26 protein-coding genes are annotated in these 25,796 nt (G+C 71.1%); 23 read left to right on the top strand and 3 right to left on the bottom strand.

Translation table 11 applies throughout. The annotated features are described in order from the left end of the window. Nucleotides 1–3 precede the first annotated feature (3 nt). From lysA to BM127_RS08580, 21 genes are all read left to right on the top strand, one after another. On the top strand, nt 4–1,407 hold the full coding sequence (lysA, locus tag BM127_RS08680) for a diaminopimelate decarboxylase (protein ID WP_091197411.1): 1,404 nt from the start codon (nt 4–6) through the stop codon (nt 1,405–1,407). Continuing rightward, nucleotides 1,404–2,708, top strand: a complete 1,305-nt coding sequence (locus BM127_RS08675) for a homoserine dehydrogenase (RefSeq protein ID WP_091197409.1) — start codon at nt 1,404–1,406, stop codon at nt 2,706–2,708. Before lysA ends, BM127_RS08675 begins: the two co-directional genes overlap by 4 nt. Then, nucleotides 2,705–3,772 (top strand): threonine synthase, encoded by a 1,068-nt coding sequence (gene thrC, locus BM127_RS08670; RefSeq protein ID WP_091197406.1) that lies wholly within the window; start codon nt 2,705–2,707, stop codon nt 3,770–3,772. Before BM127_RS08675 ends, thrC begins: the two co-directional genes overlap by 4 nt. A gap of 2 nt (nt 3,773–3,774) precedes the next feature. After that, nucleotides 3,775–4,674 carry a homoserine kinase gene (gene thrB, locus BM127_RS08665; protein ID WP_091197402.1) on the top strand — a complete coding sequence of 300 codons (900 nt, stop codon included), beginning with the start codon at nt 3,775–3,777 and terminating at the stop codon, nt 4,672–4,674. Nucleotides 4,675–4,806: 132 nt separating this feature from the next. After that, complete coding sequence (rho, locus tag BM127_RS08660) at nt 4,807–6,648, top strand: transcription termination factor Rho (protein WP_091197399.1); 1,842 nt, start codon at nt 4,807–4,809, stop codon at nt 6,646–6,648. Nucleotides 6,649–6,791: 143 nt separating this feature from the next. Then, nucleotides 6,792–7,049 (top strand): 50S ribosomal protein L31, encoded by a 258-nt coding sequence (gene rpmE, locus BM127_RS08655; protein ID WP_091197396.1) that lies wholly within the window; start codon nt 6,792–6,794, stop codon nt 7,047–7,049. A gap of 94 nt (nt 7,050–7,143) precedes the next feature. After that, complete coding sequence (gene prfA / locus BM127_RS08650) at nt 7,144–8,217, top strand: peptide chain release factor 1 (protein ID WP_091197393.1); 1,074 nt, start codon at nt 7,144–7,146, stop codon at nt 8,215–8,217. Nucleotides 8,218–8,230: 13 nt separating this feature from the next. Beyond that, on the top strand, nt 8,231–9,073 hold the full coding sequence (gene prmC / locus BM127_RS08645) for a peptide chain release factor N(5)-glutamine methyltransferase (RefSeq protein WP_091197963.1): 843 nt from the start codon (nt 8,231–8,233) through the stop codon (nt 9,071–9,073). After that, a complete protein-coding gene (locus tag BM127_RS08640) occupies nt 9,070–9,735 on the top strand; it encodes an L-threonylcarbamoyladenylate synthase (protein WP_091197391.1) in 666 nt (221 codons plus the stop codon). The genes prmC and BM127_RS08640 overlap by 4 nt, the downstream gene beginning before the upstream one ends. Nucleotides 9,736–9,738: 3 nt before the next feature. Continuing rightward, on the top strand, nt 9,739–10,950 hold the full coding sequence (locus tag BM127_RS08635; protein WP_091197389.1) for an MraY family glycosyltransferase: 1,212 nt from the start codon (nt 9,739–9,741) through the stop codon (nt 10,948–10,950). A gap of 75 nt (nt 10,951–11,025) precedes the next feature. After that, a complete protein-coding gene (locus tag BM127_RS08630; RefSeq protein ID WP_091197386.1) occupies nt 11,026–11,493 on the top strand; it encodes a hypothetical protein in 468 nt (155 codons plus the stop codon). A 29-nt stretch (nt 11,494–11,522) separates the two neighbouring features. Further along, complete coding sequence (locus tag BM127_RS08625; RefSeq protein ID WP_101228832.1) at nt 11,523–11,768, top strand: AtpZ/AtpI family protein; 246 nt, start codon at nt 11,523–11,525, stop codon at nt 11,766–11,768. A 4-nt stretch (nt 11,769–11,772) separates the two neighbouring features. After that, nucleotides 11,773–12,573 carry a F0F1 ATP synthase subunit A gene (gene atpB, locus BM127_RS08620; protein WP_091197381.1) on the top strand — a complete coding sequence of 267 codons (801 nt, stop codon included), beginning with the start codon at nt 11,773–11,775 and terminating at the stop codon, nt 12,571–12,573. Between the two features lie 79 nt (nt 12,574–12,652). Continuing rightward, the gene (atpE, locus tag BM127_RS08615; protein ID WP_269800883.1) at nt 12,653–12,856 is read left to right on the top strand and encodes an ATP synthase F0 subunit C; all 204 of its coding nucleotides are present in this window, start codon (nt 12,653–12,655) and stop codon (nt 12,854–12,856) included. 34 nt (nt 12,857–12,890) lie between these two features. Beyond that, on the top strand, nt 12,891–13,472 hold the full coding sequence (locus BM127_RS08610; RefSeq protein WP_091197378.1) for a F0F1 ATP synthase subunit B: 582 nt from the start codon (nt 12,891–12,893) through the stop codon (nt 13,470–13,472). Beyond that, nucleotides 13,472–14,266 carry a F0F1 ATP synthase subunit delta gene (locus tag BM127_RS08605; RefSeq protein WP_091197375.1) on the top strand — a complete coding sequence of 265 codons (795 nt, stop codon included), beginning with the start codon at nt 13,472–13,474 and terminating at the stop codon, nt 14,264–14,266. Before BM127_RS08610 ends, BM127_RS08605 begins: the two co-directional genes overlap by 1 nt. A 65-nt stretch (nt 14,267–14,331) precedes the next feature. Beyond that, nucleotides 14,332–15,975: a F0F1 ATP synthase subunit alpha gene (gene atpA / locus BM127_RS08600; protein ID WP_091197372.1), complete on the top strand. Its 1,644-nt coding sequence runs from the start codon at nt 14,332–14,334 to the stop codon at nt 15,973–15,975. Between the two features lie 3 nt (nt 15,976–15,978). Next, complete coding sequence (locus BM127_RS08595) at nt 15,979–16,896, top strand: F0F1 ATP synthase subunit gamma (protein ID WP_091197369.1); 918 nt, start codon at nt 15,979–15,981, stop codon at nt 16,894–16,896. 3 nt (nt 16,897–16,899) lie between these two features. Further along, nucleotides 16,900–18,357 carry a F0F1 ATP synthase subunit beta gene (gene atpD / locus BM127_RS08590; RefSeq protein WP_091197367.1) on the top strand — a complete coding sequence of 486 codons (1,458 nt, stop codon included), beginning with the start codon at nt 16,900–16,902 and terminating at the stop codon, nt 18,355–18,357. Next, nucleotides 18,357–18,761, top strand: coding sequence for a F0F1 ATP synthase subunit epsilon (locus BM127_RS08585; RefSeq protein ID WP_091197364.1), 405 nt, complete (start codon nt 18,357–18,359; stop codon nt 18,759–18,761). Before atpD ends, BM127_RS08585 begins: the two co-directional genes overlap by 1 nt. Nucleotides 18,762–18,853: 92 nt before the next feature. Beyond that, nucleotides 18,854–19,297, top strand: coding sequence for a DUF2550 domain-containing protein (locus BM127_RS08580; RefSeq protein ID WP_091197363.1), 444 nt, complete (start codon nt 18,854–18,856; stop codon nt 19,295–19,297). 18 nt (nt 19,298–19,315) lie between these two features. Here the strand turns inward: BM127_RS08580 and BM127_RS08575 are convergent, their stop codons facing one another. After that, on the bottom strand, nt 19,316–20,287 hold the full coding sequence (locus BM127_RS08575; RefSeq protein ID WP_091197360.1) for a LacI family DNA-binding transcriptional regulator: 972 nt from the start codon (nt 20,285–20,287) through the stop codon (nt 19,316–19,318). Between the two features lie 77 nt (nt 20,288–20,364). Here BM127_RS08575 and BM127_RS08570 point away from each other — a divergent pair, with 77 nt between their 5' ends. Then, a complete protein-coding gene (locus BM127_RS08570) occupies nt 20,365–21,531 on the top strand; it encodes an MFS transporter (RefSeq protein ID WP_091197358.1) in 1,167 nt (388 codons plus the stop codon). 13 nt (nt 21,532–21,544) lie between these two features. Here BM127_RS08570 and BM127_RS08565 read toward each other — a convergent pair whose 3' ends face one another. Together BM127_RS08565 and BM127_RS08560 are read right to left on the bottom strand one after the other, a co-directional pair. Continuing rightward, entirely contained in the window at nt 21,545–24,688 is a 3,144-nt protein-coding gene (locus BM127_RS08565; protein ID WP_091197355.1) for a DEAD/DEAH box helicase, read from the bottom strand. 58 nt (nt 24,689–24,746) lie between these two features. Continuing rightward, nucleotides 24,747–25,352, bottom strand: coding sequence for a cob(I)yrinic acid a,c-diamide adenosyltransferase (locus tag BM127_RS08560; RefSeq protein ID WP_091197352.1), 606 nt, complete (start codon nt 25,350–25,352; stop codon nt 24,747–24,749). Nucleotides 25,353–25,483: 131 nt separating this feature from the next. Here BM127_RS08560 and BM127_RS08555 point away from each other — a divergent pair, with 131 nt between their 5' ends. Beyond that, nucleotides 25,484–25,792 carry an STAS domain-containing protein gene (locus tag BM127_RS08555; RefSeq protein ID WP_091197350.1) on the top strand — a complete coding sequence of 103 codons (309 nt, stop codon included), beginning with the start codon at nt 25,484–25,486 and terminating at the stop codon, nt 25,790–25,792. Nucleotides 25,793–25,796 lie beyond the last annotated feature (4 nt).

Below are 25,796 nucleotides of genomic sequence, written 5' to 3'. Positions count from 1 at the left end.
GTCGTGCCCACCTCCCACCCGTCCGGCTGGGCGCACGCCGACGGCGCCCTCCGGGGACCTTCCTGGCTGCGTGAGCCGACCGACCCCAACGAGCTCGTCACGCCCCTGTGGTCGCAGACGGCCACCAAGTCCGACGGTGTGCTCTCGGTCGGGGGAGTGCCGCTGCCCGAGCTGGTCCGCGAGCACGGCTCCCCGGCGTACGTCCTGGACGAGGCCGACTTCCGCGCGCGGGCCCGCGCCTTCCGCGACGCGTTCTCCTCCTACGACGTCTACTACGCGGGCAAGGCCTTCCTCTGCACGACCGTCGTCCGCTGGCTCGCGGAGGAGGGGCTCTCGCTGGACGTCTGCTCCGGTGGCGAGCTGCTGGTCGCCGAGCGGGCGGGCTTCCCGATGGAGCGCATCGGCTTCCACGGCAACAACAAGACGCTGCGCGAGCTCGAGCGAGCCGTCGAGCTGGGCGTCGGGCGGATCATCGTCGACTCGTTCCACGAGATCGAGCGGCTGACCGAGGTGTCCCGCGAGCTCGGTCGCACGACCGGCGTGATGATCAGGGTGACCGCGGGCGTCGAGGCCCACACCCACGAGTACATCGCCACCGCCCACGAGGACCAGAAGTTCGGCTTCTCCATCGCCAGTGGTGACGCGCTGCGCGCCGTACGCCTCGTCCACGACGCGCCGTCGCTGCACCTGCTCGGGCTGCACTCCCACATCGGCAGCCAGATCTTCGACACCTCCGGCTTCGAGGTCGCGGCCCGCCGCGTGCTCGCGCTCCACGCCACGGTGAGCGAGGAGATCGGCGTCGAGATGCCCGAGATGGACCTCGGCGGCGGCTTCGGCATCGCCTACACGACCCAGGACGACCCGTCCGACCCCGCCCAGCTGGCCACGGAGATGTCGAAGATCGTCGAGCACGAGTGCCGCGCGCTCGGGGTCGCCGAGCCGCGGCTCTCGATCGAGCCGGGCCGCGCCATCGTCGGGCCCGCGATGTGCACGGTCTACGACGTCGGCACGGTCAAGGAGGTCGCCCTCGACGGCGGCGCCCGCCGCACCTACGTCTCGGTCGACGGCGGGATGAGCGACAACATCCGCACCGCCCTCTACGACGCCGACTACTCCGCGACCCTCGCGTCGCGCGCCTCGGCCGCCCCGCCCGTCCTGGCGCGGATCGTCGGCAAGCACTGCGAGGCAGGCGACATCGTCGTCAAGGACGAGTTCCTGCCCGGCGACGTCCGTCCCGGCGACCTGCTGGCGGTGCCCGGGACCGGCGCCTACTGCAGATCCATGGCCTCCAACTACAACCACGCACTTCGTCCTCCGGTGATCGGAGTTCGGGACGGGAAGACTTTCACCGTGCTCCGACGAGAGACTGAGGCCGACCTGTTGGCGAGCGATGTGGGTGTCTCATGAACGAGCGCAGTGACGACCGCGCACTCAAGGTGGCGGTGCTGGGCTGCGGCGCAGTCGGCTCCCAGGTGGTGCGGCTGCTGACCGAGCAGCACGACGACCTGGCCGCCCGGGTGGGTGCGCCGGTCGAGCTGGTCGGCGTCGCCGTACGCCGGCTGGACGCGCCCCGCGACATCGAGGTGCCGCACGGGCTGCTGACCACCGACGCGGTCGGCCTGGTCTCCCGTGAGGACGTCGACCTCGTGGTCGAGGTCATCGGCGGCCTGGAACCGGCCCGGTCGCTGATCCTCGCAGCGCTGGAGAACGGTGCGAGCGTGGTCACCGCCAACAAGGCGCTCCTCGCCGAGGACGGACCGACCCTCTTCGAGGCGGCTGCCAAGGCCGAGCGCGACCTCTACTACGAGGCCGCCGTCGCCGGTGCCATCCCGATCCTGCGGCCGCTGCGCGAGTCGCTGGCCGGCGACAAGGTCACCCGGGTGCTCGGCATCGTCAACGGCACCACCAACTTCATCCTCGACAAGATGGACACCTCCGGCGCTGGCTTCTCCGAGGCACTCGAGGAGGCGCAGGAGCTCGGCTACGCCGAGGCAGATCCGACCGCCGACGTGGAGGGCTTCGACGCCGCAGCCAAGGCCGCGATCCTGGCCAGCCTCGCCTTCCACTCCCGGGTCACCGCCGCCGACGTCTACCGCGAGGGGATCTCCGAGGTCACCGCCGCCGACGTCCAGTCGGCGCGAGAGATGAATTCCGTCGTCAAGCTGCTCGCGATCTGCGAGCTCCGGGGCGACCAGGTCGCGGCCCGGGTGCACCCGGCGATGATCCCGCGCAGCCACCCGCTGGCCAGCGTCCGCGGTGCGTACAACGCGGTCTTCGTCGAGTCCGAGGCCGCCGGACAGCTGATGTTCTACGGCCCCGGCGCGGGCGGCGCCCCCACTGCGAGCGCGGTGCTGGGCGACCTGGTCACGGTGGCGCGCAACCGCCTCGCCCACACCCGCGGCCCCGGCGAGTCGGCGTACGCCGACCGTGCGGTGCAGCCGATGGGGGAGACCCGCACCCGCTACCACGTCGCGATCGACGTCGACGACCGCGCGGGCGTGCTCGCTGCGGTCGCCAACGCCTTCGCCGACCACGACGTGTCGATCCAGACGGTCCGACAGGAGGGCCGCGGGGCCGACGCCCAGCTGGTCGTCGTCTCGCACGCCGCTCCCGACGCGGCGCTGAGCGCCACCGTCGCCCAGCTCCGCAGCATGGACATCGTGCGCGAGGTCACCTCGGTGATGCGCGTGGAAGGCGGCGACGAATGACGAACGGTCAGTGGCGGGGCGTCATCGAGGAGTACCGCGACCTCCTCGACCTCCCCGAGGGACTCGTCGCGGTCACCCTGCGCGAGGGCGGCACCCCCTTGGTCCACTCCGACTGGCTGTCCGGGCTCACCGGCGGCGAGGTGTGGCTGAAGGTCGAGGCCAACAACCCGACCGGCTCCTTCAAGGACCGCGGCATGACCGCGGCCATCTCGGTCGCCAAGCACGAGGGCTCCGAGGCGGTCGTCTGCGCCTCGACCGGCAACACGTCGGCCTCGATGGCCGCCTACGCCGCCAAGGCCGGGCTCAAGCCGCTCGTGCTGATCCCCGAGGGCAAGATCGCCGCCGGCAAGATGGCCCAGGCCGTCGTCCACGGCGCCCGGATCATCATGGTCCGCGGCAACTTCGACCACTGCCTCGATCTCGCCCGCGGCCTGGCCCGCGACTACCCGGTCGCCCTGGTCAACTCGGTCAACCCGGTCCGCCTGCAGGGGCAGAAGACCGCGTCCTTCGAGGTGTGCGACTTCCTCGGAGACGCCCCCGACTACCACCTGCTGCCGGTCGGCAACGCCGGCAACATCGCCGCCTACTGGCTCGGCTACCAGCAGTACGCCGAGCTCGGCCGCGCGTCGCGGCTGCCGGTGATGCGCGGGTTCCAGGCCGAGGGTGCGGCACCGCTCGTGACAGGGGAGCCGTTCCCCGACCCGGAGACCAAGGCCACCGCCATCCGCGTCGGCAACCCGGCCTCGTGGCACCTGGCCGAGATGGCCGCCAAGGAGTCCGAGGGCAGGTTCGCCGCCGTCAGCGACGCGCAGATCCTCGCCGCGCAGGCCGAGCTCGCCCGACGCGACGGCGTCTTCGTCGAGCCTGCCTCGGCGGCCGGCGTCGCCGGCATGCTGGCCGAGCTTGCCTCCGGTGAGAGCTATGCCGGGAAGTCCGTGGTCATCACGGTCACCGGCCACGGGCTCAAGGACACCGCCACCGCGCTGGAGAGCCACACCGACATCGTCGACACGGTCGTCGATGCCGACGTCGACGCGGCCGCGGCCGCCGCCGGTCTCGCCTGAGCATGGCGACCTTCGTCGAGGGCCCGGTCCGGGTGACCGTGCCCGCCACGTCCGCCAACCTCGGACCGGGTTTCGACTCGCTCGGCCTCGCGTTGTCGCTGCGTGACCGGCTCGAGGCGGAGGTGCTCCCCGACGGGCTGGTCGTCGAGGTCGAGGGCGCCGGCGCGGACGGCGTGCCGCGCGACGAGTCGCACCTGGTCGTCCGAGCCATGAGGGCGGCCTTCGACCTGATGGGCGCCCAGCCGCCCGGCCTGCGGCTGTCGTGCCACAACGTCATCCCGCACGCGCGCGGCCTCGGCTCGTCCTCTGCTGCGATCGTCGCCGGTGTCGTGCTCGCCCGTGCACTCGTCGCCGGGGGCCAGCTGCTCGCCTCCGACGAGGCGCTCTTCGACCTCGCCGCCGACCTCGAGGGGCACCCCGACAACGTCGCCCCGGCGTTCTACGGCGGCTTCGTGATCTCGGGGCGCGAGGACGGCCACTGGTACGCCGTCCGGGTCGGCGTCGATCCGCGGGTCACCGCGGTCGTGTTCGTCCCGCCGACCGGCGTCGAGACCGCGGTCGCGCGGGGACTCCTGCCCGACGCGGTGCCGCACGCCGACGCGGCCGCCAACTCCGGGCGCGCCGCGCTCCTCGTCGCGGCCCTCACCGGCCAGCCCGAGCACCTCCTCGCCGCCACCCGCGACTGGCTCCACCAGGAGCAGCGGGAGCCGGCGATGCCGGAGACGCTGGCGCTCGTACGCCGCCTGCGCGCCGACGGCGTACCTGCCGTGGTGTCCGGAGCCGGACCGACCGTGCTGGCCTTCGGCACGAGCGACACCTCGACGCTCACCGGACGCTGTCCCGACGCCTGGGAGTGTCACGACCTGGCGATCGAGTCCGTCGGCGCCACCCTGCTAACCTGACGGCACGCCGTTCGGCGTATCCGCCCGCCGTAGCCCCTCTGCACTCTCGAGGGCCGCGCGCATGGGCACCACCATCCGCCTCGTAGGCCGCTCCTCGCGCCTCGCAGGTGACGCAACGTGCGAAGGACCCACGTGACCGAGACCCCCACTGCTGCTCCCTCCGACGCCCCGGAGAAGACAGCGGAGAAGAAGCCGGCCAGGAAGGCCGCCGCCAAGTCGGCCGGGCTGAACTCGATGCTGCTGGCCGACCTCAAGTCGATGGCCGCCGGCCTCGGCGTCGCCGGCGCCGGCTCGATGAAGAAGGCGCAGCTGGTCGACGCGATCAAGGCGACCCAGTCGGGCGCGCCCGCGAAGACGGACCCGGCTCCTGCCGCCGAGGCTGAGCCCGAGCAGACCGCACCCGAGCAGTCGGCACCCGAGCAGTCGGCACCCGAGCAGACCGCGCCCGAGCAGCCGGCACCCGAGCCGACCGCCGCCCAGCCGACGGTGCGGACCCGCACGCGCAAGCAGCGCCAGGCCGAGCAGGCCGCCGAGGCGAAGGCCGAGCAGCCCGCCGCGCGCGAGGAGGCGAAGGACCAGCCCAAGGACCAGCCCAAGCAGCAGGACCAGAAGCCGGCCAAGCAGGGCCAGAAGCAGCCGCAGGGCAAGCAGAACCAGCAGGACCGGCAGCAGCAGGACCGCAACCAGCAGGATCGCAACCAGCAGGACCGCAACCAGCAGCAGGACCGCCAGCAGGACCGCAACCAGCAGGCCCAGAACCAGCAGAACCAGCAGGACCGCAACCTGCAGGACGACGACGAGGACGACGAGGGCGGCAGCCGTCGCAACCGGCGCCGTCGCGGCCGTGACCGCACGACCGTGCGCACCGGCAGCCGCAACGAGCCCGACACCACGATCCTCGAGGACGACGTCCTGGTGCCGGCCGCCGGCATCCTCGACGTGCTCGACAACTGCGCGTTCGTACGGACCTCGGGATACCTGCCCGGTCCGGAGGACGTCTACCTCTCGCTCTCGATGGTGCGGAAGTACCACCTGCGCCGCGGCGACGCGGTCGTCGGCCAGGTACGCCAGCCCCGCGAGGGGGAGCGTCGCGAGAAGTTCAACCCGATGGTCCGCATCGACAGTGTCAACGGCACCGAGGCGGAGGGCGCCAAGGAGCGTCCCGAGTTCGCCGACGCGGTGCCGGTCCACCCGCACCAGAGGCTGCGCCTGGCCACGGACGAGGCCAACCCGATCGGTCGCGTGATCGACATCGCCGCGCCGGTCGGCAAGGGCCAGCGTGGTCTCGTGCTCGCGCCGCCGCGTACGGGTGCCACGTCGCTGCTGCAGTCGATCGCCCAGTCGGTGACGACCAACAACCCCGAGTGCCACGTGATGGTGGTGCTGGTGGACACCCGCCCCGAGGAGGTCACCGACTTCCAGCGTGCCGTGAAGGGCGAGGTCGTCGCCTCGACCTTCGACCGGCAGCCGGCCGACCACACCCTCGTCGCCGAGCTGGCCATCGAGCGGGCCAAGCGGTTGGTGGAGCTGGGCCACGACGTGGTCGTGCTCCTCGACTCCCTGACCCGCCTCGGCCGGGCCTACAACCTGGCCGCTCCGGCCAACGGCCGGATCCTCGGCGGGCTCGTCGACGCGTCCGCCGTGCACCCGACCAAGGAGTTCTTCGGCGCCGCCCGCAAGCTCGAGGACGCCGGATCGCTGACGATCCTGGCCACGGTGAGCGTGGGCACCGGGTCGGCCACGGACGAGTTCTTCCTGGAGGAGCTCGAAGGGACCGCCAACCTGGAGCTGGTGCTCAGCGCGGACCGCGCGGCCAAGGGCATCGTCCCGGCCGTCGACGTCGCCGCGTCGGGCACCCGACACGAGGACAGGCTGCTCGCGCCCGCCGAGGGCGCAGTGGTCGGCAACCTGCGCAAGCAGCTCGCCGCAGCCGACTCCCCGCAGGCCGTGACCAAGGTCTTCGGCTCGCGCTGATCGCGGGAGCACCCCGACCACGCTCCCGCGAGGGAATGCACCGATTGGCGCCGCTGTTGAGAGCGGTGGCACACTGAGCCGGTTCCGGTTCACGTCCTGAGCGATCCACGCGGACGACCCGGAACCCACCCGAGAGGAACACCATGAAGAAGGACACGCACCCCGACTACGTCGAGACCGCCGTCACCTGCACCTGTGGCGCATCGTTCACGACCCGCAGCACCGCGACCTCCGGCAAGCTCCACGCCGATGTCTGCTCGCAGTGCCACCCGTTCTACACCGGCAAGCAGAAGATCCTCGACACCGGTGGCCGCGTCGCCCGCTTCGAGGCCCGTTACGCCAAGAAGACCCCGGCCGCTGCTGCCGAGGCTGCCTCCGCCGAGTCGGTCGAGAGCAAGTAGTCCACGCCAGGCGCCGGTCGCCCGCTTCGTGCGGGTGGCCGGCGTCTTGTCGTCTGTCCAGGTCCGCCCAAATCTGCTGAGTCGAGGAGGAACGGTGTTCGAGGCCGTCGAAGGCATGCGTCAGGAGCACCTCGAGATCGAGCAACGGCTCGCCCTCCCCGAGACCCACGCCGACCAGCGCCTGGCCAAGCAGCTCAACCAGCGCTACGCCGAGCTGACCGCAGTCGTGACGACGTGGCAGGACTGGCTGCAGCTCGGTGACGACATCGAGGCCGCCCGCGAGCTCGGGGCCGACGACCCGGCGTTCGCCCAGGAGGCCGAGGAGCTGGCCGTGCGGCGCGAGGTCGCCTCGGAGCGGCTGCGCCGACTCCTGGTGCCGCGCGACGCCGCCGACGGCAAGGACGCCCTGCTGGAGATCAAGTCCGGCGAGGGCGGCGAGGAGTCGGCCCTCTTCGCCGGCGACCTGCTCCGGATGTACTCCCGCTACGCCGAGACCCGCGGGTGGAGCGTGGAGATCCTCGATGCCACCGAGTCCGACCTCGGCGGCTTCAAGTCGGTCACTGCGGCGGTGAAGGCCCGGGGGACCGTCGAACCCGGCCAGGCGCCCTACGCCCTGCTCAAGTTCGAGGGTGGCGTGCACCGCGTCCAGCGGGTGCCGGTCACCGAGTCGCAGGGCCGCGTGCACACCTCGGCCGCGGGAGTCCTCGTGTCGCCCGAGGCCGAGCCGGTCGACGTGACCATCGACGACAACGACCTGCGCATCGACGTCTACCGCTCCAGCGGGCCCGGCGGCCAGAGCGTCAACACCACCGACTCGGCCGTGCGCATCACGCACGTGCCCACCGGCATCGTGGCGAGCTGCCAGAACGAGAAGAGCCAGCTGCAGAACAAGGAGTCCGCGATGCGGATCCTGCGCTCGCGGCTGCTCCAGGCCGCGCAGGACGCTGCCGATGCGGAGGCCAGCGACGTGCGGCGCTCGCAGGTGCGTACGGTCGACCGCTCCGAGCGGATCCGGACCTACAACTTCCCCGAGAACCGGATCTCCGACCACCGCACCGGCTACAAGTCCTACAACCTCGACCAGGTGCTCGACGGCGACCTCGCGCCGGTGCTCGAGTCGTGCGTCGAGACCGACATGGCCGCCCGCCTGGCGGCGCTGGAGTCCTGAGGTGGAGGGCAAGGTGCGCGCGAGCGTGGCCCGGCGCGACGCGTCATCACTGCTGCGTGCGGCCGGAGTCGCCTCACCCGAGCGCGACGCCGACCTGCTGCTCGCCCACGTCCTCGACGTCGGGCTGGGCCGGTTGCCGCTGGTCGACGACCTGACCCCGCCCCAGCAGGAGCAGTACGACGTCCTGCTGGCGCGGCGGGCTGCCCGTGAGCCGCTCCAGCACCTGACCGGCACCGCTGCGTTCCGCCACGTCGAGCTGGCCGTCGGCCCCGGGGTCTTCGTGCCGCGCCCCGAGACCGAGCTGCTCGCCGGCTGGGCGATCGACGCGGCGTCGGCCCTCGACCGGCCGGCCCTCGTCGTGGACCTCTGCACCGGGTCGGGAGCGATCGCCAAGGCAGTCGCCGACGAGGTCCCCGACGCCGACGTCCATGCCGTCGAGCTCGACGAGGGCGCGCTGGCCTGGGCCGAGCGCAACCTTGCCGGCACGGGCGTCGACCTGCGCCACGGCGACCTCGCCACCGCCTTCGACGACCTCGCGGGCACCGTCGACGTGGTGGTCTGCAACCCGCCCTACATCCCGCTCGAGGCGTGGGAGTCGGTGGCCGCGGAGGCTCGCGACCACGACCCGCACCTGGCGCTGTTCTCCGGGCAGGACGGCCTCGACGCGATCCGGGTCCTCGAGCAGCGCGCCGCCCTGCTGCTGCGGCCCGGGGGAGTGGTCGGCGCCGAGCACGCCGACGTGCAGGGGGAGTCGGCACCGGGTGTCTTCGCGGCCTCGGGCCGCTGGGTCGACGTGGCCGACCACCGAGACCTCGCGGGTCGGGCGCGCTACCTGACCGCTCGACTGGCACGATGAGCCACGTGGACAGGCTTGCGACCTCGACCGAGGAGGAACGGGAGGCGGCAGTGACCGCCGCCGCCGGTGCCGTACGACGTGGCGAGCTGGTGGTGATCCCGACCGACACCGTCTACGGCATCGCCGCCGACGCGTTCTCCCACGACGCCGTCCGGAGCCTCCTCGAGGCCAAGGGCCGGGGTCGGGAGATGCCGCCTCCGGTGCTGGTCTCCGCCGCCACCACGCTCGACGCGCTCGCCGAGGGCGTACCTGCGTGGGCGCGCACCCTCGTCGAGACGTTCTGGCCCGGCCCGCTCACGCTGGTCTGTCGCCAGCAGGGCTCGCTGGTGTGGGACCTGGGCGAGACCCGCGGCACCGTCGCGGTCCGGATGCCCGACGACGCCCTCGCGCTGGCGGTCCTCGAGCGCACCGGACCCCTGGCCGTGTCGTCGGCCAACCTCACCGGCCGCCCGGCCGCGACCGACGCCGACCAGGCGGAGGAGATGCTGGGCGACGTCGTCGCGGTCATCGTCGACGGCGGCGACTCCCCGGGCGGCGAGGCCTCCACGATCATCGACGTCACCGTCCCGGAGGGCCGCGTCCTGCGTCTCGGCGCCCTGTCGCTCGAGGAGCTGAACGCCGCCATCGAGGAGCACGGCGTGGTGCTCTCGGACGAGGGCTGACGGTTGCGGGAGTACCTCCTCGTCTTCCTGGTCGCCCTGTCGGTGACCTACCTCCTCACTGTCATCGCCCGCGAGATCGCGCTGCGCACCGGCGCCGTGGCCGCGGTGCGCGACCGCGACGTCCACGCGGAGCCGATCCCCTACCTCGGCGGGCTGGCGATGCTCGGTGGCCTCTGCGCCGCCTACGTCGTCGCGCGCGAGCTGCCGTTCCTCACCCGGAGCGAGGGCTTCGTCTTCGAGGATGCGGGCGTCGTGCTCATGGCGGGCGCGCTGGTGTGCGCCGTCGGGGTCGTCGACGACATCTTCGAGCTCGACGCGCTCACCAAGCTCGGCGGGCAGGTCCTCGCCGCCGGTCTGCTGGTCGCCATGGGGGTGCGGTTCTACTACTTCCCGAGCCCGGACGGCGTGCAGTTCTCCCTCGACAACGCCCAGGGTGCGCTGCTGACCCTCGTCGTGGTCATCGGCACGATGAACGCGGTCAACTTCGTCGACGGCCTGGACGGCCTGGCCGCGGGCATCGTCGGCATCGGCGCAGCCGCCTTCTTCGTCTACTGCTACGCGGTGTCCGCCACGAACAACCTCACCCTGGCGACGACCGGCGCCCTGCTGAGTGCGGCGCTGGCCGGCGCGTGCGCCGGGTTCCTGCCGCACAACTTCCACCCGGCCCGCCTCTTCATGGGCGACTCGGGCTCGATGCTGATCGGCCTGGTGCTCTCCGCAAGCGCACTGACCCTGACCGGCCAGTTCGTGGGCATGCCGGCCACCGGAGGCAACAGCCTCTTCGTGACGGTCCTGCCGGTGCTGCTGCCGATCGCGCTGCTGATGGTGCCCATGGCCGACCTCGTGCTGGCCGTCGTACGCCGCACGCGGGCGGGCCGCTCGCCGATGAGTGCGGACAAGCAGCACCTGCACCACCGCCTCCTCGAGATCGGCCACTCCCAGCGCCGAGCCGTGCTGATCATGTGGTTCTGGGCCTTCACCGTGGCGTCCGGCGCGGTGCTCGTCAGCCTCTACGACGACCCGTGGGTGTGGTGGAGCCTGGGCTCCATGCTCGCCCTGACGATCGTGATGACCTTCGTGCTGCCCCAGGTGCATCGACCGCGCAAGACCGGGCTGGGCGACACCGGGCTGCCCGAGAACGCGATCATCGAGGGGCGGCTGGACGAGGCCCGGACCGACGCGCAGGAGGCGGGGGAGACGGTCCACGAAGTCTGATTGGAGCCCCTCCCAGACTTTGTGATAACTTTCACGAGCACTGAAGATGACCTCTCCCAGAGACAGGCCGCCGCCATGACGACCGAGTCGAAGCCAGGCACCCGCACCGGGTTGTCCCCGCTCCTCGGTGCCGTGGGCGCAGGCGCGGTCGCGGTGCTCGTCCTCGTGGTCGCTGCGGCGCTGACGGACGGCCGCGCGGCCGTCGTGGGCGCATCCACCGGGGGAGTGCTCACCCTGGCCGTGTTCGCCCTCGGCATCGCCGTCGTGGGCGTCGTCGCGCGCCTGATGCCTGCTGCGTCCTTGCTCGTCGCGCTCATGACGTACGCCCTCCAGCTCCTGGTGCTCGCGCTCTGCATCACCGCGATCGACCGCGCCGGCGTGGGCGCCGAGACGCTGTCCCGCGGCTGGTTCGCGGCCGGCGTCATCGCGGTGACGCTCCTGTGGATGGTGGGCCAGCTGGTCGCCGCCACCCGCCAGCGGATCCCGGCGTTCGAGACCACACCGGCTGACGCATTGGTCGATCACCCCGGGGGTGAGCGATGACCGAATCCGCTGCTAGTGTGCGGACCGCGATGGCTCGACAGCTTCCCCCGACGGCCGGACCCGACGACACCTCCAAGGGCGACCCCTGGCACGCCTTCGGCTACGTCGTGTCGGGTGTAGCCGTCTACGGTCTGGCTGGCTGGGCCCTCGATCGCTGGCTGGGAACGACCTTCCTCGTGGCGATCGGCATCCTCATCGGTGCCGGCTTCGGGATCTACATGACGTACGCACGGTTCAACAAGGCAAGCGCAGACGACAAGCCAGTAGGAGACTGACTCGATGTTCGGCATCACGATGGCTGAGTCCGAGGGTGGCGAGTTCCTCGCTCCCGGACCCAACAGCTTCGACTTCAGCGAGGTCCCGCTGTTCCACATCGGTGGCCTCGCGGTCACCAAGCCCATGGTCCAGCTGCTGCTCGGCGCCGTCATCGTCTTCGTGTTCTTCTACGCCGCCGCGCGCCGCGCCACCCTCGTGCCGGGCCGCCTGCAGTTCGCCGGCGAGGCCGCCTACGGCATGGTGCGCAACTCGATCGGCCGCGACATCATCGGCAGCAAGGACTACGCGAAGTTCGTCCCCTACCTGGTGACGCTCTTCTTCTTCCTGCTGATCAACAACGCGTTCGCATCGATCCCGGCGATCCAGTTCCCCACCTTCTCGCGTGCGTCGATGGCCTACGCGCTGGCGGGTCTGAGCTGGGTCATCTACAACGGGGTCGGCATCCACAAGCACGGGCTCCTCGGCTACCTCAAGCTCCAGAGCGTCCCGTCCGGCGTCAGCCCCGTGATGTACCCGCTCCTGGTGCCGCTGGAGTTCTTCTCCAACATCCTGGTCCGCCCGGCCACGCTGGCCCTGCGTCTCTTCGCCAACATGTTCGCCGGCCACCTGCTCCTGATCCTGTTCTCGACCGGTGGCCTGTTCCTCCTCGAGTACGGCGGCATCGGCTACGTCGCCGGCCCGCTCGCGTGGGTGCTGGCGATCGCGATCTCGTTCCTCGAGCTCCTGGTGCAGTTCCTCCAGGCCTACGTCTTCACCCTGCTCAACGCGATGTACATCTCCGGTGCGCTCGCCGACGAGCACTGATCCACCCGCACCACCTGCCCGACCCCCTGATCTGCTCCACCCCTACCTGTGAAGTAGCACCAACCGAAAGGAAACTGCCGTGGACGGCAACCTCAACATGATCGGCTACGGACTCGCGGCCATCGGCCCCGGCGTCGGCATCGGTCTGATCTTCGCGGCCTACATCTCCGGTGTCGCGCGCCAGCCCGAGGCGCAGGGTCGCCTCCAGTCGATCGCCATCCTGGGATTCGCCCTGGCCGAGGCGCTCGCCATCATCGGTATCGCGCTCGCGTTCGTCCTCTGACACGACCCGCTTGCACGACTGACGAAGGACTGCCATGCAGAATCTGATCTTCCTCGCGGAAGGAACCGAGCCCACCGAGGGCGGCCACGCCCCGGAGAACCCGCTCGGCTTCGTGCCCGTCGAGTTCGCCCTGTCGCTCGTGACCTTCGGCATCCTGCTGTTCCTCATCTGGAAGTACGTCGCTCCTCGTTTCGAGCAGACCTTCGCCGAGCGCACCCAGGCGATCGAGGGTGGCATCGCTGCGGCCGAGACCAAGCAGGCCGAGGCCGATGCCAAGCTCGCCGAGCTCGAGAAGCAGCTCGGCGACGCCCGGCACGAGGCAGCGCGCATCCGCGAGGAAGCGCGTGAGCAGGGCGCCCAGATCGTGGCCGAGATGCGGGAGACGGCCCAGGCCGAGTCCGCGCGCATCGTCGAGCACGGCAAGGCCCAGATCGAGGCCGAGCGCCAGCAGGCGGTCACCTCCCTCCGTGCCGAGGTCGGCGCCCTCGCGACCGGCCTGGCCGGTCGCATCGTCGGGGAGAGCCTGGAGGACGAGGCTCGTCAGAGCCGCGTCGTCGAGCGCTTCCTCACCGACCTCGAGGCGTCCAACGGTGCCGCATCGGGGAGCGTCAACTGATGATGCGAGGTGCGTCCGCAGACGCCTATGCCGCAGCCGCCGCAGTGCTTCCGGGCACCGGCGACCTGGGCCGGGTGGGTCAGGACCTGTTCGGGACGGCGGACCTGTTCCGCGCCGAGCCGGGCCTGCGCCGGGTCGCCACCGACGTGTCGCTGCGCGGTGAGGCCAAGGCCGACCTGCTCCGCGGCGTGCTCGGCGACAAGGTCTCGCCCGAGGCCATGGACGTCGTCGCCACGGCGGTAGCTCAGCGGTGGACCTCGGGTCGTGACCTGAGCGACGCCCTCGAGCAGCTCGGTGTGGTCGCCACGGTGCGGTCCACCGGCGGCGACGCCGGTCGACTCGAGGACGAGGTCTTCGCCGTGGGCCGGCTCATCCAGGCCAACCCGGAGCTGCGCGACGCGCTCTCCGACCCGGCCCGCAGCCGCGCCGACAAGTCAGGCCTGGTCAAGGGCCTGCTGGGCGACAAGGTCCTCCCCGCCACGGTGGCGCTCGTGCAGCAGTCGCTGTCCGGCAGCCACCGCACGGTGGCGGTCGCCCTCGCCGCCTACCAGAAGGTGGCCGCCGAGGTCCGTGGCGAGGGAGTGGCGACCGTTCGCGTCGCCCGCCCCCTGGCTGACGCGGACCGCGAGCGACTGGCCGGTGCGCTCGCGCGCACCTACGGCCGCGACGTGCACCTCAACGTCATCGTCGACCCCGAGGTCCTCGGTGGCATCCGCGTCGAGATCGGTGACGACGTCATCGACGGGACGGTGTCCAGCCGTCTCGACGACGCCGGCCGCAGGCTCGCCGGCTGACGCAGCCACGACCGACATCCAAGAACTTTTCGAGCAGCAGCAGACCCAGAGAACAGGTGAATGAAATGACGGAGCTGTCCATCCGTCCGGACGAGATCCGGGACGCGCTTCAGCGCTTCGTGTCGGACTACAAGCCCGACTCGGCGGCCAAGGAAGAGGTCGGCACGGTCGCGGAGGCTGCCGACGGCATCGCCCGCGTCAGTGGCCTGCCCTCGGTCATGGCCAACGAGCTGCTCGAGTTCGAGGACGGCACGCTCGGCATCGCGCTCAACCTCGACACGCGCGAGGTCGGTGTCGTGGTCCTGGGTGACTTCGACAAGATCGAGGAGGGCCAGGTCGTGCGTCGCACGGGCGAGATCCTCTCGGTCCCCGTCGGTGACGGCTACCTCGGCCGCGTGGTCGACCCGCTCGGCACCGCGATCGACGGCCTCGGCGAGATCACCCCGCTCGAGGGCCGCCGCGCGCTCGAGCTGCAGGCTCCCGGCGTCATGGTGCGCAAGTCGGTGCACGAGCCGCTCGCGACCGGCATCAAGGCGATCGACGCCCTGACGCCCATCGGCCGCGGCCAGCGCCAGCTCATCATCGGCGACCGCTCGACCGGCAAGACCACGATCGCGATCGACACGATCATCAACCAGAAGGCCAACTGGGAGTCCGGCGACCCGGACAAGCAGGTGCGCTGCATCTACGTCGCGATCGGTCAGAAGGGCTCGACCATCGCCGCTGTGCGTGGCGCCCTCGAGGAGGCCGGCGCGCTCGAGTACACGACGATCGTGGCCTCGCCCGCGTCCGACTCGGCCGGCTTCAAGTACCTCGCCCCCTACACCGGCTCGGCCATCGGCCAGCACTGGATGTACGACGGCAAGCACGTCCTGATCGTGTTCGACGACCTCACCAAGCAGGCCGAGGCCTACCGCGCCGTGTCGCTGCTGCTGCGTCGTCCGCCGGGCCGCGAGGCCTACCCCGGCGACGTGTTCTACCTGCACAGCCGGCTGCTCGAGCGGTGCGCCAAGCTCTCCGACGAGATGGGCAAGGGCTCGATGACGGGCCTGCCGATCATCGAGACCAAGGCCAACGACGTCTCGGCCTTCATCCCGACCAACGTCATCTCGATCACCGACGGGCAGATCTTCCTCCAGTCGGACCTGTTCGCGGCCAACCAGCGCCCCGCCATCGACGTGGGTGTCTCGGTCTCGCGCGTGGGTGGCTCGGCGATGACGAAGGCGATGAAGACCGTCACCGGTTCGCTCAAGGTCGACCTGGCGCAGTTCCGCGCGATGGAGGCGTTCGCGATGTTCGCCTCGGACCTCGACGCGGCCTCGCGCCAGCAGCTCGACCGCGGCCAGCGCCTGATGGCGCTGCTCAAGCAGCCGCAGTACTCGCCCTACCCGGTCGAGGAGATGACCGTCTCGCTGTGGACCGGCACGTCGGGGCGCCTGGACAAGGTGCCCACCGACGACGTGCTCCGCTTCGAGAACGAGTTCCTCGACTACCTGCGCCGCAGCCACGAGGGCATCCTCGCGGGCATCCGGGAGACCTCGAAGTTCGAGGACTCCACCGAGGACCAGCTCGCCCAGGCGTACGACTCCTTCCTCGACCAGTTCGAGACCTCCGACGGCCAGAGCATCAAGGCCGGCAAGGAAGAGCACGTCGCCCTCGAGGACGAGGACGTCGAGCAGGAGCAGATCGTCAAGCAGAAGCGGGGCTGAGGAATGGCTCTCTCGGTACGCGAGTACCGCGCGCGGATCAAGTCGACGGAGTCGATGAAGAAGATCACGCGTGCCATGGAGCTCATCGCTGCGTCCCGCATCATCAAGGCGCAGCAGCGGGCCCAGGCCGCAGCGCCCTATGCCCGTGAGCTGACTCGTGCGGTGTCGGCCGTGGCGACGTTCTCCAACGTCGACCACGCCCTCACCCTCGAGCCGGAGAACCCCAAGAAGGCGGCGATCCTGATCGTCACCTCCGACCGCGGGCTCGCCGGCGCCTACTCCTCGAGCGTGCTCAAGGAGGCCGAGCGCCTCATCGAGAAGCTCAGGGGCGAGGGCAAGGACGTCGACATCTACACGTCCGGTCGCAAGGCGGAGGCCTACTTCAAGTTCCGTCAGCGCCCCGTGGCGCAGTCGTGGACGGGCTTCTCCGACCAGCCGACGTACGACGTGGCTGCGGAGATCGGCGCCACGCTCATCGAGACCTTCCTCGCGGAGGAGGGCGACGACGTCGCAGCGGTCGACGAGGTCCACGTGGTCTACACGCGGTTCCGGTCGATGCTCAACCAGGAGCCCACCGCCGTACGCCTCCTTCCGCTGGAGGTCGTCGAGGGCACCGAGCCGCCCGAGGAGGGCGACCTGCTGCCGCTCTACGAGTTCGAGCCCTCGCCGAGCGACGTGCTCGACTCGTTGCTGCCGCGCTACGTCCAGAGCCGGATCTTCTTCGCCCTGCTCCAGGCTGCGGCCTCGGAGCTGGCGGCACGCCAGAAGGCGATGAAGGCCGCGACGGACAACGCCGACGAGCTCATCAAGAAGTACAAGCGCATTGCCAACCAGGCCCGCCAGGCTGGCATTACCCAGGAAATCAGCGAGATCGTCGGTGGCGTCAACGCGCTCGCCGACGCACAAGCCGGGAGTGAATGAGATATGACTGCCACCATCAACGAGTCCGCGGAGACCACCTCCGCAGCCGGCGTGGGCCGCATCGCCCGCGTCATCGGCCCGGTCGTGGACATCGAGTTCCCGTCCGACTCGATGCCCCCGCTCTACAACGCGCTCACGTGCGACTTCGAGCTCAGCGGCGAGCACCACTCGATCATCCTCGAGGTCGCCCAGCACATCGGTGACGGCATGGTCCGCGCCATCTCGATGAAGCCGACCGACGGCCTGGTCCGCGGCGGCCAGGTCAAGGACACCGGTGCGTCGATCACCGTGCCCGTGGGCGACGCGACGCTCGGCAAGGTGTTCAACACCACCGGTGACGTGCTCAACCTCAAGGAGGGCGAGACCTTCGAGCCCGCCGAGCGCTGGGGCATCCACCGCAAGGCGCCGGCGTTCGACCAGCTGGAGTCCAAGACCCAGATGTTCGAGACCGGCATCAAGGTCATCGACCTGCTCACCCCCTACGTGCAGGGCGGCAAGATCGGCCTGTTCGGTGGTGCCGGTGTCGGCAAGACCGTGCTCATCCAGGAGATGATCGCCCGCGTCGCCAAGGACCACGGCGGTGTGTCGGTGTTCGCCGGGGTCGGCGAGCGCACCCGCGAGGGCAACGACCTCATCGTCGAGATGGAGGAGGCCGGCGTCCTCGGCCAGACCGCCCTCGTCTTCGGCCAGATGGACGAGCCGCCGGGCACGCGCCTGCGGGTCGCCCTGTCCGCCCTCACGATGGCGGAGTACTTCCGCGACGTGCAGAAGCAGGACGTGCTGCTCTTCATCGACAACATCTTCCGCTTCACCCAGGCCGGTTCCGAGGTCTCCACGCTGCTCGGGCGCATGCCGTCCGCGGTGGGCTACCAGCCCAACCTGGCCGACGAGATGGGTCAGCTGCAGGAGCGCATCACCTCGACGCGTGGTCACTCGATCACGTCGCTGCAGGCGATCTACGTCCCCGCAGACGACTACACCGACCCGGCTCCGGCCACGACGTTCGCCCACCTGGACGCCACGACCGAGCTGTCGCGCGAGATCGCCTCGCTCGGCATCTACCCGGCCGTGGACCCGCTGACGTCGACGTCGCGCATCCTGGACCCGCAGTACATCGGCGAGGACCACTACCGCTGCGCGGTGCGGGTCAAGCAGATCCTGCAGCGCAACAAGGAGCTCCAGGACATCATCGCGATCCTCGGTGTCGACGAGCTGTCCGAGGAGGACCGCATCATCGTCTCGCGGGCCCGCCGCATCCAGCGCTTCCTGTCGCAGAACACCTACGTCGCCAAGCAGTTCACCGGCATCGAGGGTTCGACCGTCCCGGTGGCCGACACCATCGAGGCGTTCAACAAGATCGCTGACGGCGAGTACGACCACGTGGCCGAGCAGGCCTTCTTCATGTGCGGCGGTCTGGACGACGTCGAGCAGAAGTGGGCCGAGATCCAGAAGAGCCTCTGATGGCCGAGTCGACCGACAAGGTCCTGCAGGTCGAGCTGGTCGCTGCCGACCGGCTCGTCTGGTCGGGCCAGGCCACCATGGTCATCGCCCGCACCACCGAGGGCGACGTCGGCATCCTCCCCAACCACGCTCCGCTGCTGTCCTCGATCATCGAGGGCGTCGTGGACGTGCAGACGGTGGAGGGTGAGACCTGGATCGCGGCGGTCGACGCCGGCTTCCTTTCGGTCGCCGACAACCGGGTCTCGATCCTGTCGGAGCGGGCCGAGATGTCGCACGAGATCGATCTGGAGAAGGCACGCCAGGACCTCGAGCGGGCCAAGGGCGCGGGTGAGAACGACGACGCTGCCCAGGAGGCCGTACGTCGTGCCGAGGCACGCGTGCGTGCCGCGGAGCGGGCTTCCTGACCGCTCCTCCCACACGACCGCTAGGGTGAGCGCACGGACCTTCGGGTTCGTGCGCTCATCTGTCGGTGGGCCAGGACGCGGGAAGGACATGGATGCCGGTCTGGCAGTGGCTGCTCGACCTCGTCGGGCTCGTGCTCCTGCTTGCGCTGCTCTACGGCATCGCGCTCATCTTCCGGCGCCGGTTCCTCGCCCGCAACGGCGGGACCTTCGAGCTCAGCTTCCGTGCCCGCTCCGACCGCCCCGGACGGGGCTGGCTGCTCGGCATCGGGCGCTACTCCGGACAGTCGCTGGAGTGGTTCCGGATCTTCTCCCTGTCCCCGCGCCCCAAGCGGGTCTGGGCCCGTGACCTCCTGGACTACTCCGGACGCCGCGCGCCGGCCGGCGCCGAGGAGATGTCCCTCTACGACGGCCACGTGGTCGCGTCCTGCCACTACGGTGGCGACCCGCTGGAGATCGCCATGAGCGAGGCATCCCTCACCGGCTTCCAGTCATGGCTGGAGTCCGGACCCCCCGGCACCGACTGGAACCGGCGCTGACCCCGGGCTGAGGTCGCCTCAGGCGGGACCCGTCGAGTCGCCGATGCGGAGCTCGACCGGGAGCACGACGTCGTCGACAGCCGTCCCCCGGATGCGGGCGAGCGCCGCCTCCGCCGTCGTACGCCCCTTGCCCGCCAGCGGCTGCACGACCGTCGTGAGCTCGAGGTCGAGCCACGGCGTGGCCACGCCGTCGAACCCCGCGACGCTCAGGTCCTCGGGAACCCGGATGCCACGTCGTCGTGCCTCGAGGACCACGCCGGCAGCCTGGACGTCGCTCTGGCACACGATCGCGGTGGCGTCTCCGCTGCGCGCGAACCAGCCGGTCACCAGGGCCTGGGCCGCGGCGACGTCGCTGTCGCACGCGCCCACGACGGTGGCCTCGGGGAACACCTCGCGCAGGCCCGCCTCGCGCTCGCGCTGCGGATGGGAGGCAGCGAGGGTCACGGTCCCGACCCTGCGGTGCCCGAGGTCGTGGAGGTGGGCCGCCAGGGCCGCCGACCCACTGCGGTGGTCGATGTCGATGTGGGTGGCGCCGGGCCACGCGGGGCCCTCCACCACGACGAGGGGTACGTCGCGCGCGACGAGGTCGTCGTAGGCCGCCCAGGTCTCGCGCCCGCAGATGTCGTAGATGACCGCGTCGAGGGGGAGCCGGGCGTGGTCGTCGTCGTCGCTCATCAGCAGGAGCCCGAGCCCGGACGCTCCGAGCACCTCCGAGATCGCGTCGAGCATGGCCAGCGCGGCGGGGTCGCGGAACGCCGTGCTCAGCTGGCCCACCGCGATGCCGACCACACCGCTGCGGCCCTGCCGCAGGTTGCGCGCCAGCGGGTTGGGTCCGGAGTAGCCCAGCGCCGCGGCGGCCGCGACGACCCGTTCGCGGGTGGCCGCCGACACCGGCTTGTTGCCCGAGAAGGCCAGCGAGGCGGTCGACAGCGAGACTCCCGCCGCCGTCGCGACGTCGGCCAGGGTGGGGGCGCGAGATGGACCGGACACGAGTGAGAAGGTAGCATCGAATCGATTCGATCGAAACGATTCGCCGGTGCGTCCCGCACTGTGCCCCGAGGAGTGCTGTGCCCACCCTGACCGCCGCCCGCAACGCCGTCGGCCTCACGTTCTTCCTCAACGGACTGGTGTTCGCCAGCTGGGTCTCGCGGATCCCGGAGGTCCGGTCGAGCTTCGGGCTGACCAACGGCCAGCTCGGCCTCGTTTTGCTGGCGATCGCCGTGGGATCGGTCGTGGCGCTGCCCTCCACGGGAGCGGTGATCAACGCCTGGGGCACCGTACGGGTCGTGCGGATCGGCGCTGCCGCCGCGACGCTCGGGATGGTGACCGCCGCCCTCGGCCTGGGGCACGCCCTGCTGGTGACCGTCCTCGGTCTCTTCGTCTACGGCCTCGGCATCGGCGTGTGGGACGTCGCGATGAACGTCGAGGGCGCGGAGGTCGAGCGCGGCCTCGGTCGTACGATCATGCCCCGATTCCACGCGGGTTTCAGCGGCGGCACGGTCGTGGGCGCCCTGCTCGGTGTGCTGCTGATCGAGCTGTCGGTGCCCGCACTCGTCCACCTCGTCGCGGTCGTGCTGCTGTCGATCGTGCTGGTGTGGCGCACGTCCCCGGCGTTCCTGCCGGTCGCCGAGACGCACGAGGAGCACCGCACGTCGGCGGCCCGCGCATGGCTCGAGCCCCGCACCCTGCTGATCGGTGTGATGGTCCTGGCGCTGGCGATGACCGAGGGCACCGCCAACGACTGGCTCGCCGTCGCACTCGTCGACGGCCACGACGTCTCGCACGCGACGGGAGTCGCCGGCTTCGCCGTGTTCGTGCTCGCCATGACGGCGGGCCGGTTCGCGGGCACCGGCCTCATCGACCGCTTCGGCCGGGTCGCCGTGCTGTGGGGCACGATGGTCGTCGCCGGTGCCGGTGTGCTGATGATCGTCTTCGTCGAGCAGCCCGCGCTGGTGGTGGTCGGCATCGTGCTGTGGGGTGTCGGCGCCTCGCTCGGCTTCCCCGTGGGGATGAGCGCCGCGGCCGACGACCCGCTCCGGGCGGCGTCGCGCGTGAGCGTCGTCTCCACCATCGGCTATGCCGCCTTCCTCGCCGGCCCGCCGTTCCTCGGCTTCGTCGGCGACGAGGTGGGCACGCTCAAGGCGCTGCTGGTGGTGGCCGTGCTGCTGATGCCGGCGGCCCTGGTCGTGCCCGCGGCGCGCGAGCAGCGGGTCGTCGCAGCCCACCAGGAGTGATGCTCACGCGGGCTCAGTCGAAGAGCCCGCGGATGTCCTCGGCCGTGATGCCCGTGCTCGCAGCGCCCCCACCGTCCATGACCTTGGCGAAGAGCTCGGCCTTGCGGGCCTTGAGCGCCATCACCTTCTCCTCGATCGTGTCGGTCGCGACGAGGCGGTAGACGTTGACGTGCTTGTCCTGCCCGATGCGGTGCGCGCGGTCCACGGCCTGGGCCTCGGCTGCAGGGTTCCACCAGGGGTCGAGGACGTAGACGTAGTCGGCCTCGGTCAGCGTGAGGCCGACGCCGCCCGCCTTGAGGCTGATCAGGAACACCGGTGCCTCACCCCGACGGAACGCCTCGATGACCGCCTCCCGGTCACGTGTGCTGCCGTCGAGGTAGACCGTCGCGATGCCCTCTGCCGTGAGCCGGTCGCGCACGCGTCGCAGGAACGTGGTGAAGGTGCTGAACACCAGCGCCTGGTGGCCCTCGGCCGTCACCTCCGCCAGCTGGTCGGCCAGCAGGTCGAGCTTGGCGGAGCCCACCCGGTCGTGCTCGGGGTCGACCAGCGCCGGGTCGAGGGCGAGCTGGCGGAGCTTGGTCAGCGCGCTGAAGATGGCGACCCGGTTGCGGTCGAACTCCTCCACCAGCCCCAGGATCTTCTGGCGCTCCTTGGCGAGGTGGGTGTCGTAGATCTTGCGGTGCCGCGGCGCGAGCTCGATCTCCAGCACCTGCTCCTGCTTGGGCGGCAGCTCCGCGGCGACCAGCTCCTTGGTCCGGCGCAGCATGAAGGGCCTGATCCGTCGGCGGAACCGGTCCAGCGCCGCCGCGTCGCCGTCCTTCTCGACCGGACCCACGACCACGTCACGGAACCGGCGCGGTGCGGGGTAGAGCCCGGGCGCGGTGATGGAGAGCAGCGACCAGAGCTCCATCAGCCGGTTCTCGAAGGGCGTGCCGGTGACCGCCAGGCGGAAGTCGGCGTCGAGGGCGCGCACGGCGGCGTAGGCCTTGCTCTGGTGGTTCTTGACCTGCTGCGCCTCGTCGAGCACCAGTCCGCCCCAGTGCAACGGCGCGAACTGCTCGCGCTCGAGCCGGAGCAGCGCGTAGGTCGTCACCACCACGTCGTGGTCGCGGGCGATCGCCGCGACGTCGTGCGTGCGGCGGCCCACCACGCCCACCCGCAGCCCGGGCGCGTGGGTGGTCGCCTGCTGGCGCCACGCCGTCACCACGCTGGTGGGTGCGACGACCAGGAAGGGATCGCTCGCCCCGCCGGCCACGGCGTGCTGCACGAGCGCAAGCACCTGCAGCGTCTTTCCCAGCCCCATGTCGTCGGCCAGGATCCCGCCCAGGCCGTGCTGGTGGAGGAACGCCAGCCACCAGAAGCCCTCGAGCTGGTACGCGCGGAGCTCGGTCACCAGGCCGACCGGGGCGGGCTGGGGGATGTCGGCGAGGTCGCGCAGGGCGGTGGCCCGCTCCACCCACGTCGCGGCCTGCGCGTCGACCACGCCCAGCTCGGCCAGCTCGGCCCACACGCTGAGGTCGGTGGCCCCGACGCTGACGCGGCCGGGCTCGCCCTCGCGCAGCTGGGCGGCGAGGGCGACGACCTCCTGGAGGCGGTCGAACTCGGGCCGGTCGACGGCGACGTAGAGCCCGCTGGGGAGGACGAGGAACTCGTCCTTGCGGGTCAGCGCGGCCAGCACGTCGGGCAACGGGACGAGCTCGCCGTCGATGCTGACCTGCACCTCCAGGTCGAGCCAGTCGGTGTGGTCGGGTTGCTCGTCGGCGAGGGCGAACGCGATCTGAGGGGCCGTGGTCGACTCCCGGAAGTCGGGCCGCTCGTCCTCGACGACGTCGATGTCCGCCAGGGTGCGCAGGTGCGGCAGGTCGTGGAGCGCGAGGGCCAGGGCGTCCCCGTCGCGGACCGAGGTCGCCGCGGACAGGGCGCCGGGGACCGTCGCGAGGACCCCTCGCTCGAGCGAGGGGTCCCGGACGCCGCCGAGCGGGTCCGTCGAGGTGAGGGCGCAGCTGGCCGCACCGTAGGCCCACTCCCACCCGAGGGAGGCGTGGGTGGGCGAGTGCCAGGTGACGTGGAGCCGTAGGCGCGGTGGCGGGGGAGCAGGCACCTCCAGCGAGCCGTCCGACGAGCTGATCGCCAGCCGGCGGCTCAGCGGTCCGAGGGCGCCGAGGAACGGGTCGAGGTCCTCGGCGCCGACGACGACGGGGGGACCGAGGAGCAGGTCGAGCAGGCCCTCGTCCAACGGCTCGACCAGGTCGGTGAGCAGCACGTCGTCGCCCTCGACCAGGACCAGGGTCGTGGTCGGCCTCCCGACGGGCATGACCTGGTCACCGCGCCAGCGCCGCCCGCCCACCTCCGCGGCGACCTCGAGCACGGACTCCTCGCCGCGGGTGGTGAGGTCGGCGGTGACCTGTGCCGGCTCGTGGCTCAGCGCCAGGGAGTCGACGCCGGCTCCGGGGAGCAGCGTGACCCCGGCGTCGACGGCTGCGCGCAACGACGGGACGAGCCGGTCGCCGTAGTCGTCGAGCATCGGCGCGGCACCGGCCGCCAGGTAGGTGTGGAGCCCCACGAGACCGCGGTGGAGCGTCAGGAGCGCGTCGGCCTGCGCCGGCACGAACCGGCTGCGGGCCGCCGGACCGGACAGGTCGGTCCACTCGGCACCACTGCGCACCCAGCCGGAGCGGGCGCCGGGGCGCATCGGGCGCATGGAGAAGTCGCCGGGCGTGCCGCGGGACCACCGGGTGGCCGGGCGGCGGGAGATCTCCAGCCCGAGGCGCGTGCCCACGAGCGTCGACCGGGCCCGTTGCGCCAGGTCGTCGTTGATCCGGGCCAGGCGCTCGCGCCAGACCGGTAGAGGTGCTGGACTCGACGCCCCGCGCAGCCGGAGCGCCACGGCGGCGCCGTGCTTGCACAGCCTGGCGACCGGGCAGGAGCAGGCACTGAAGACCCAGTCGGAGGTCTCGTTGACCTCGGCGTGGAACTGCACGTCGTAGGGCACCTGCGCCGAGCCCAGGACCTGCGCGGTGGCGGTCAGGCTGCTCGAGGACTCATGGACGACCTCGAGCCGGAGGACGTGGTCGAGGATCCCCGCGGCGCGAGCCATAGTCCCCGCGTCGTAGAACTGGGCGAGGTAGACGTCGTTCAGCGCGTCGCGGATGTCCATGGCGCCGTCATCGTCGCACCGACGGCCGACATCGTGCGGTCGTCATCCACAGCCGTCCTCAGGCGTCGGCGGCCGTCTCCCCATCCGTCTGGCCGCGCTCGCCCCCGGGCACCCAGAGGATGTCGCCGTTCTCGCGGTTCGCGTGGCGGGCGAGGATGAACAGCAGGTCCGAGAGGCGGTTGAGGTAGGTGATGGCGAGCACGTTCATGGTGTCCTCGTGCTCCTCCCACGCCGCCCACCCGGCCCGCTCGGCACGGCGTACGACGGTGCGTGCCACGTGCAGGTGGGCCGCGCCGAGGGTGCCGCCGTTGAGGATGAAGGACCGCAGCGCGGGCAGCTCCGCGTTGTAGTGGTCGCACCAGGCCTCGAGCCGGTCGACGTAGTCCTGCTCGACCCGCAGCGGTGGGTAGGCCGGCTCGGCGACGACCGGGGTGGAGAAGTCCGCGCCGACGTCGAAGAGGTCGTTCTGCACGTGCGTGAGCAGCGCGACGACGTCGTCCTCGAACCCGCCGTGGGCGAGGGCCACCCCGATCTGGGCGTTGCCCTCGTCGACGTTGGCGTAGGCCTCGAGCCGCAGGTCGGTCTTCGAGGTCTCGCTCATGTCGCCGAGCCGGGTCTGTCCGGCGTCGCCGGTGCGGGTGTAGATGCGTGTCAGGTTGACCATGCTGCGGAGCCTAACGTCGGGACTCGCCGGAAAAGATCAGGCATGGACGCAACCGAAGGGGGTACAACATCGTCATAGGAGTGACACAGGTCACGCTAGCGGCGTCGGGGGACGTCGGGGAGGAGCACCCGATGGACATCGTCCTCGACGGACAGGCGCTGGTGCTGCACGGCGCGTTCGACGTGCGCAGCACGTGGGAGGTGCGCAACGCGATCTACGAGCGGCTCGAGTCCAGCGACTCCGACGTGGTGATCGACATGACCGACGTGTCCACGATCGACGTCACCGCGCTGCGCCTGCTGGCCGTGGCCACCCGGCACGCCTGGCTCACCGGCCACCACCTGACGATCCGCAACCCGGGCCCCGCCGTACGCCGGATGGTGCACCTGACCCGCCTCGCCCATGCCATCGAGGTCGAGCGCGCCGCGGCCACCGCCTGAGCGG

Origin of the sequence: Nocardioides alpinus, assembly GCF_900112035.1 — a bacterium.
In the GTDB taxonomy this organism is placed as follows: Bacteria; Actinomycetota; Actinomycetes; order Propionibacteriales; family Nocardioidaceae; genus Nocardioides; species Nocardioides alpinus.
Note: the sequence above shows the minus strand (reverse complement) of the source record. Positions and strands in the feature narration are given on the sequence as shown.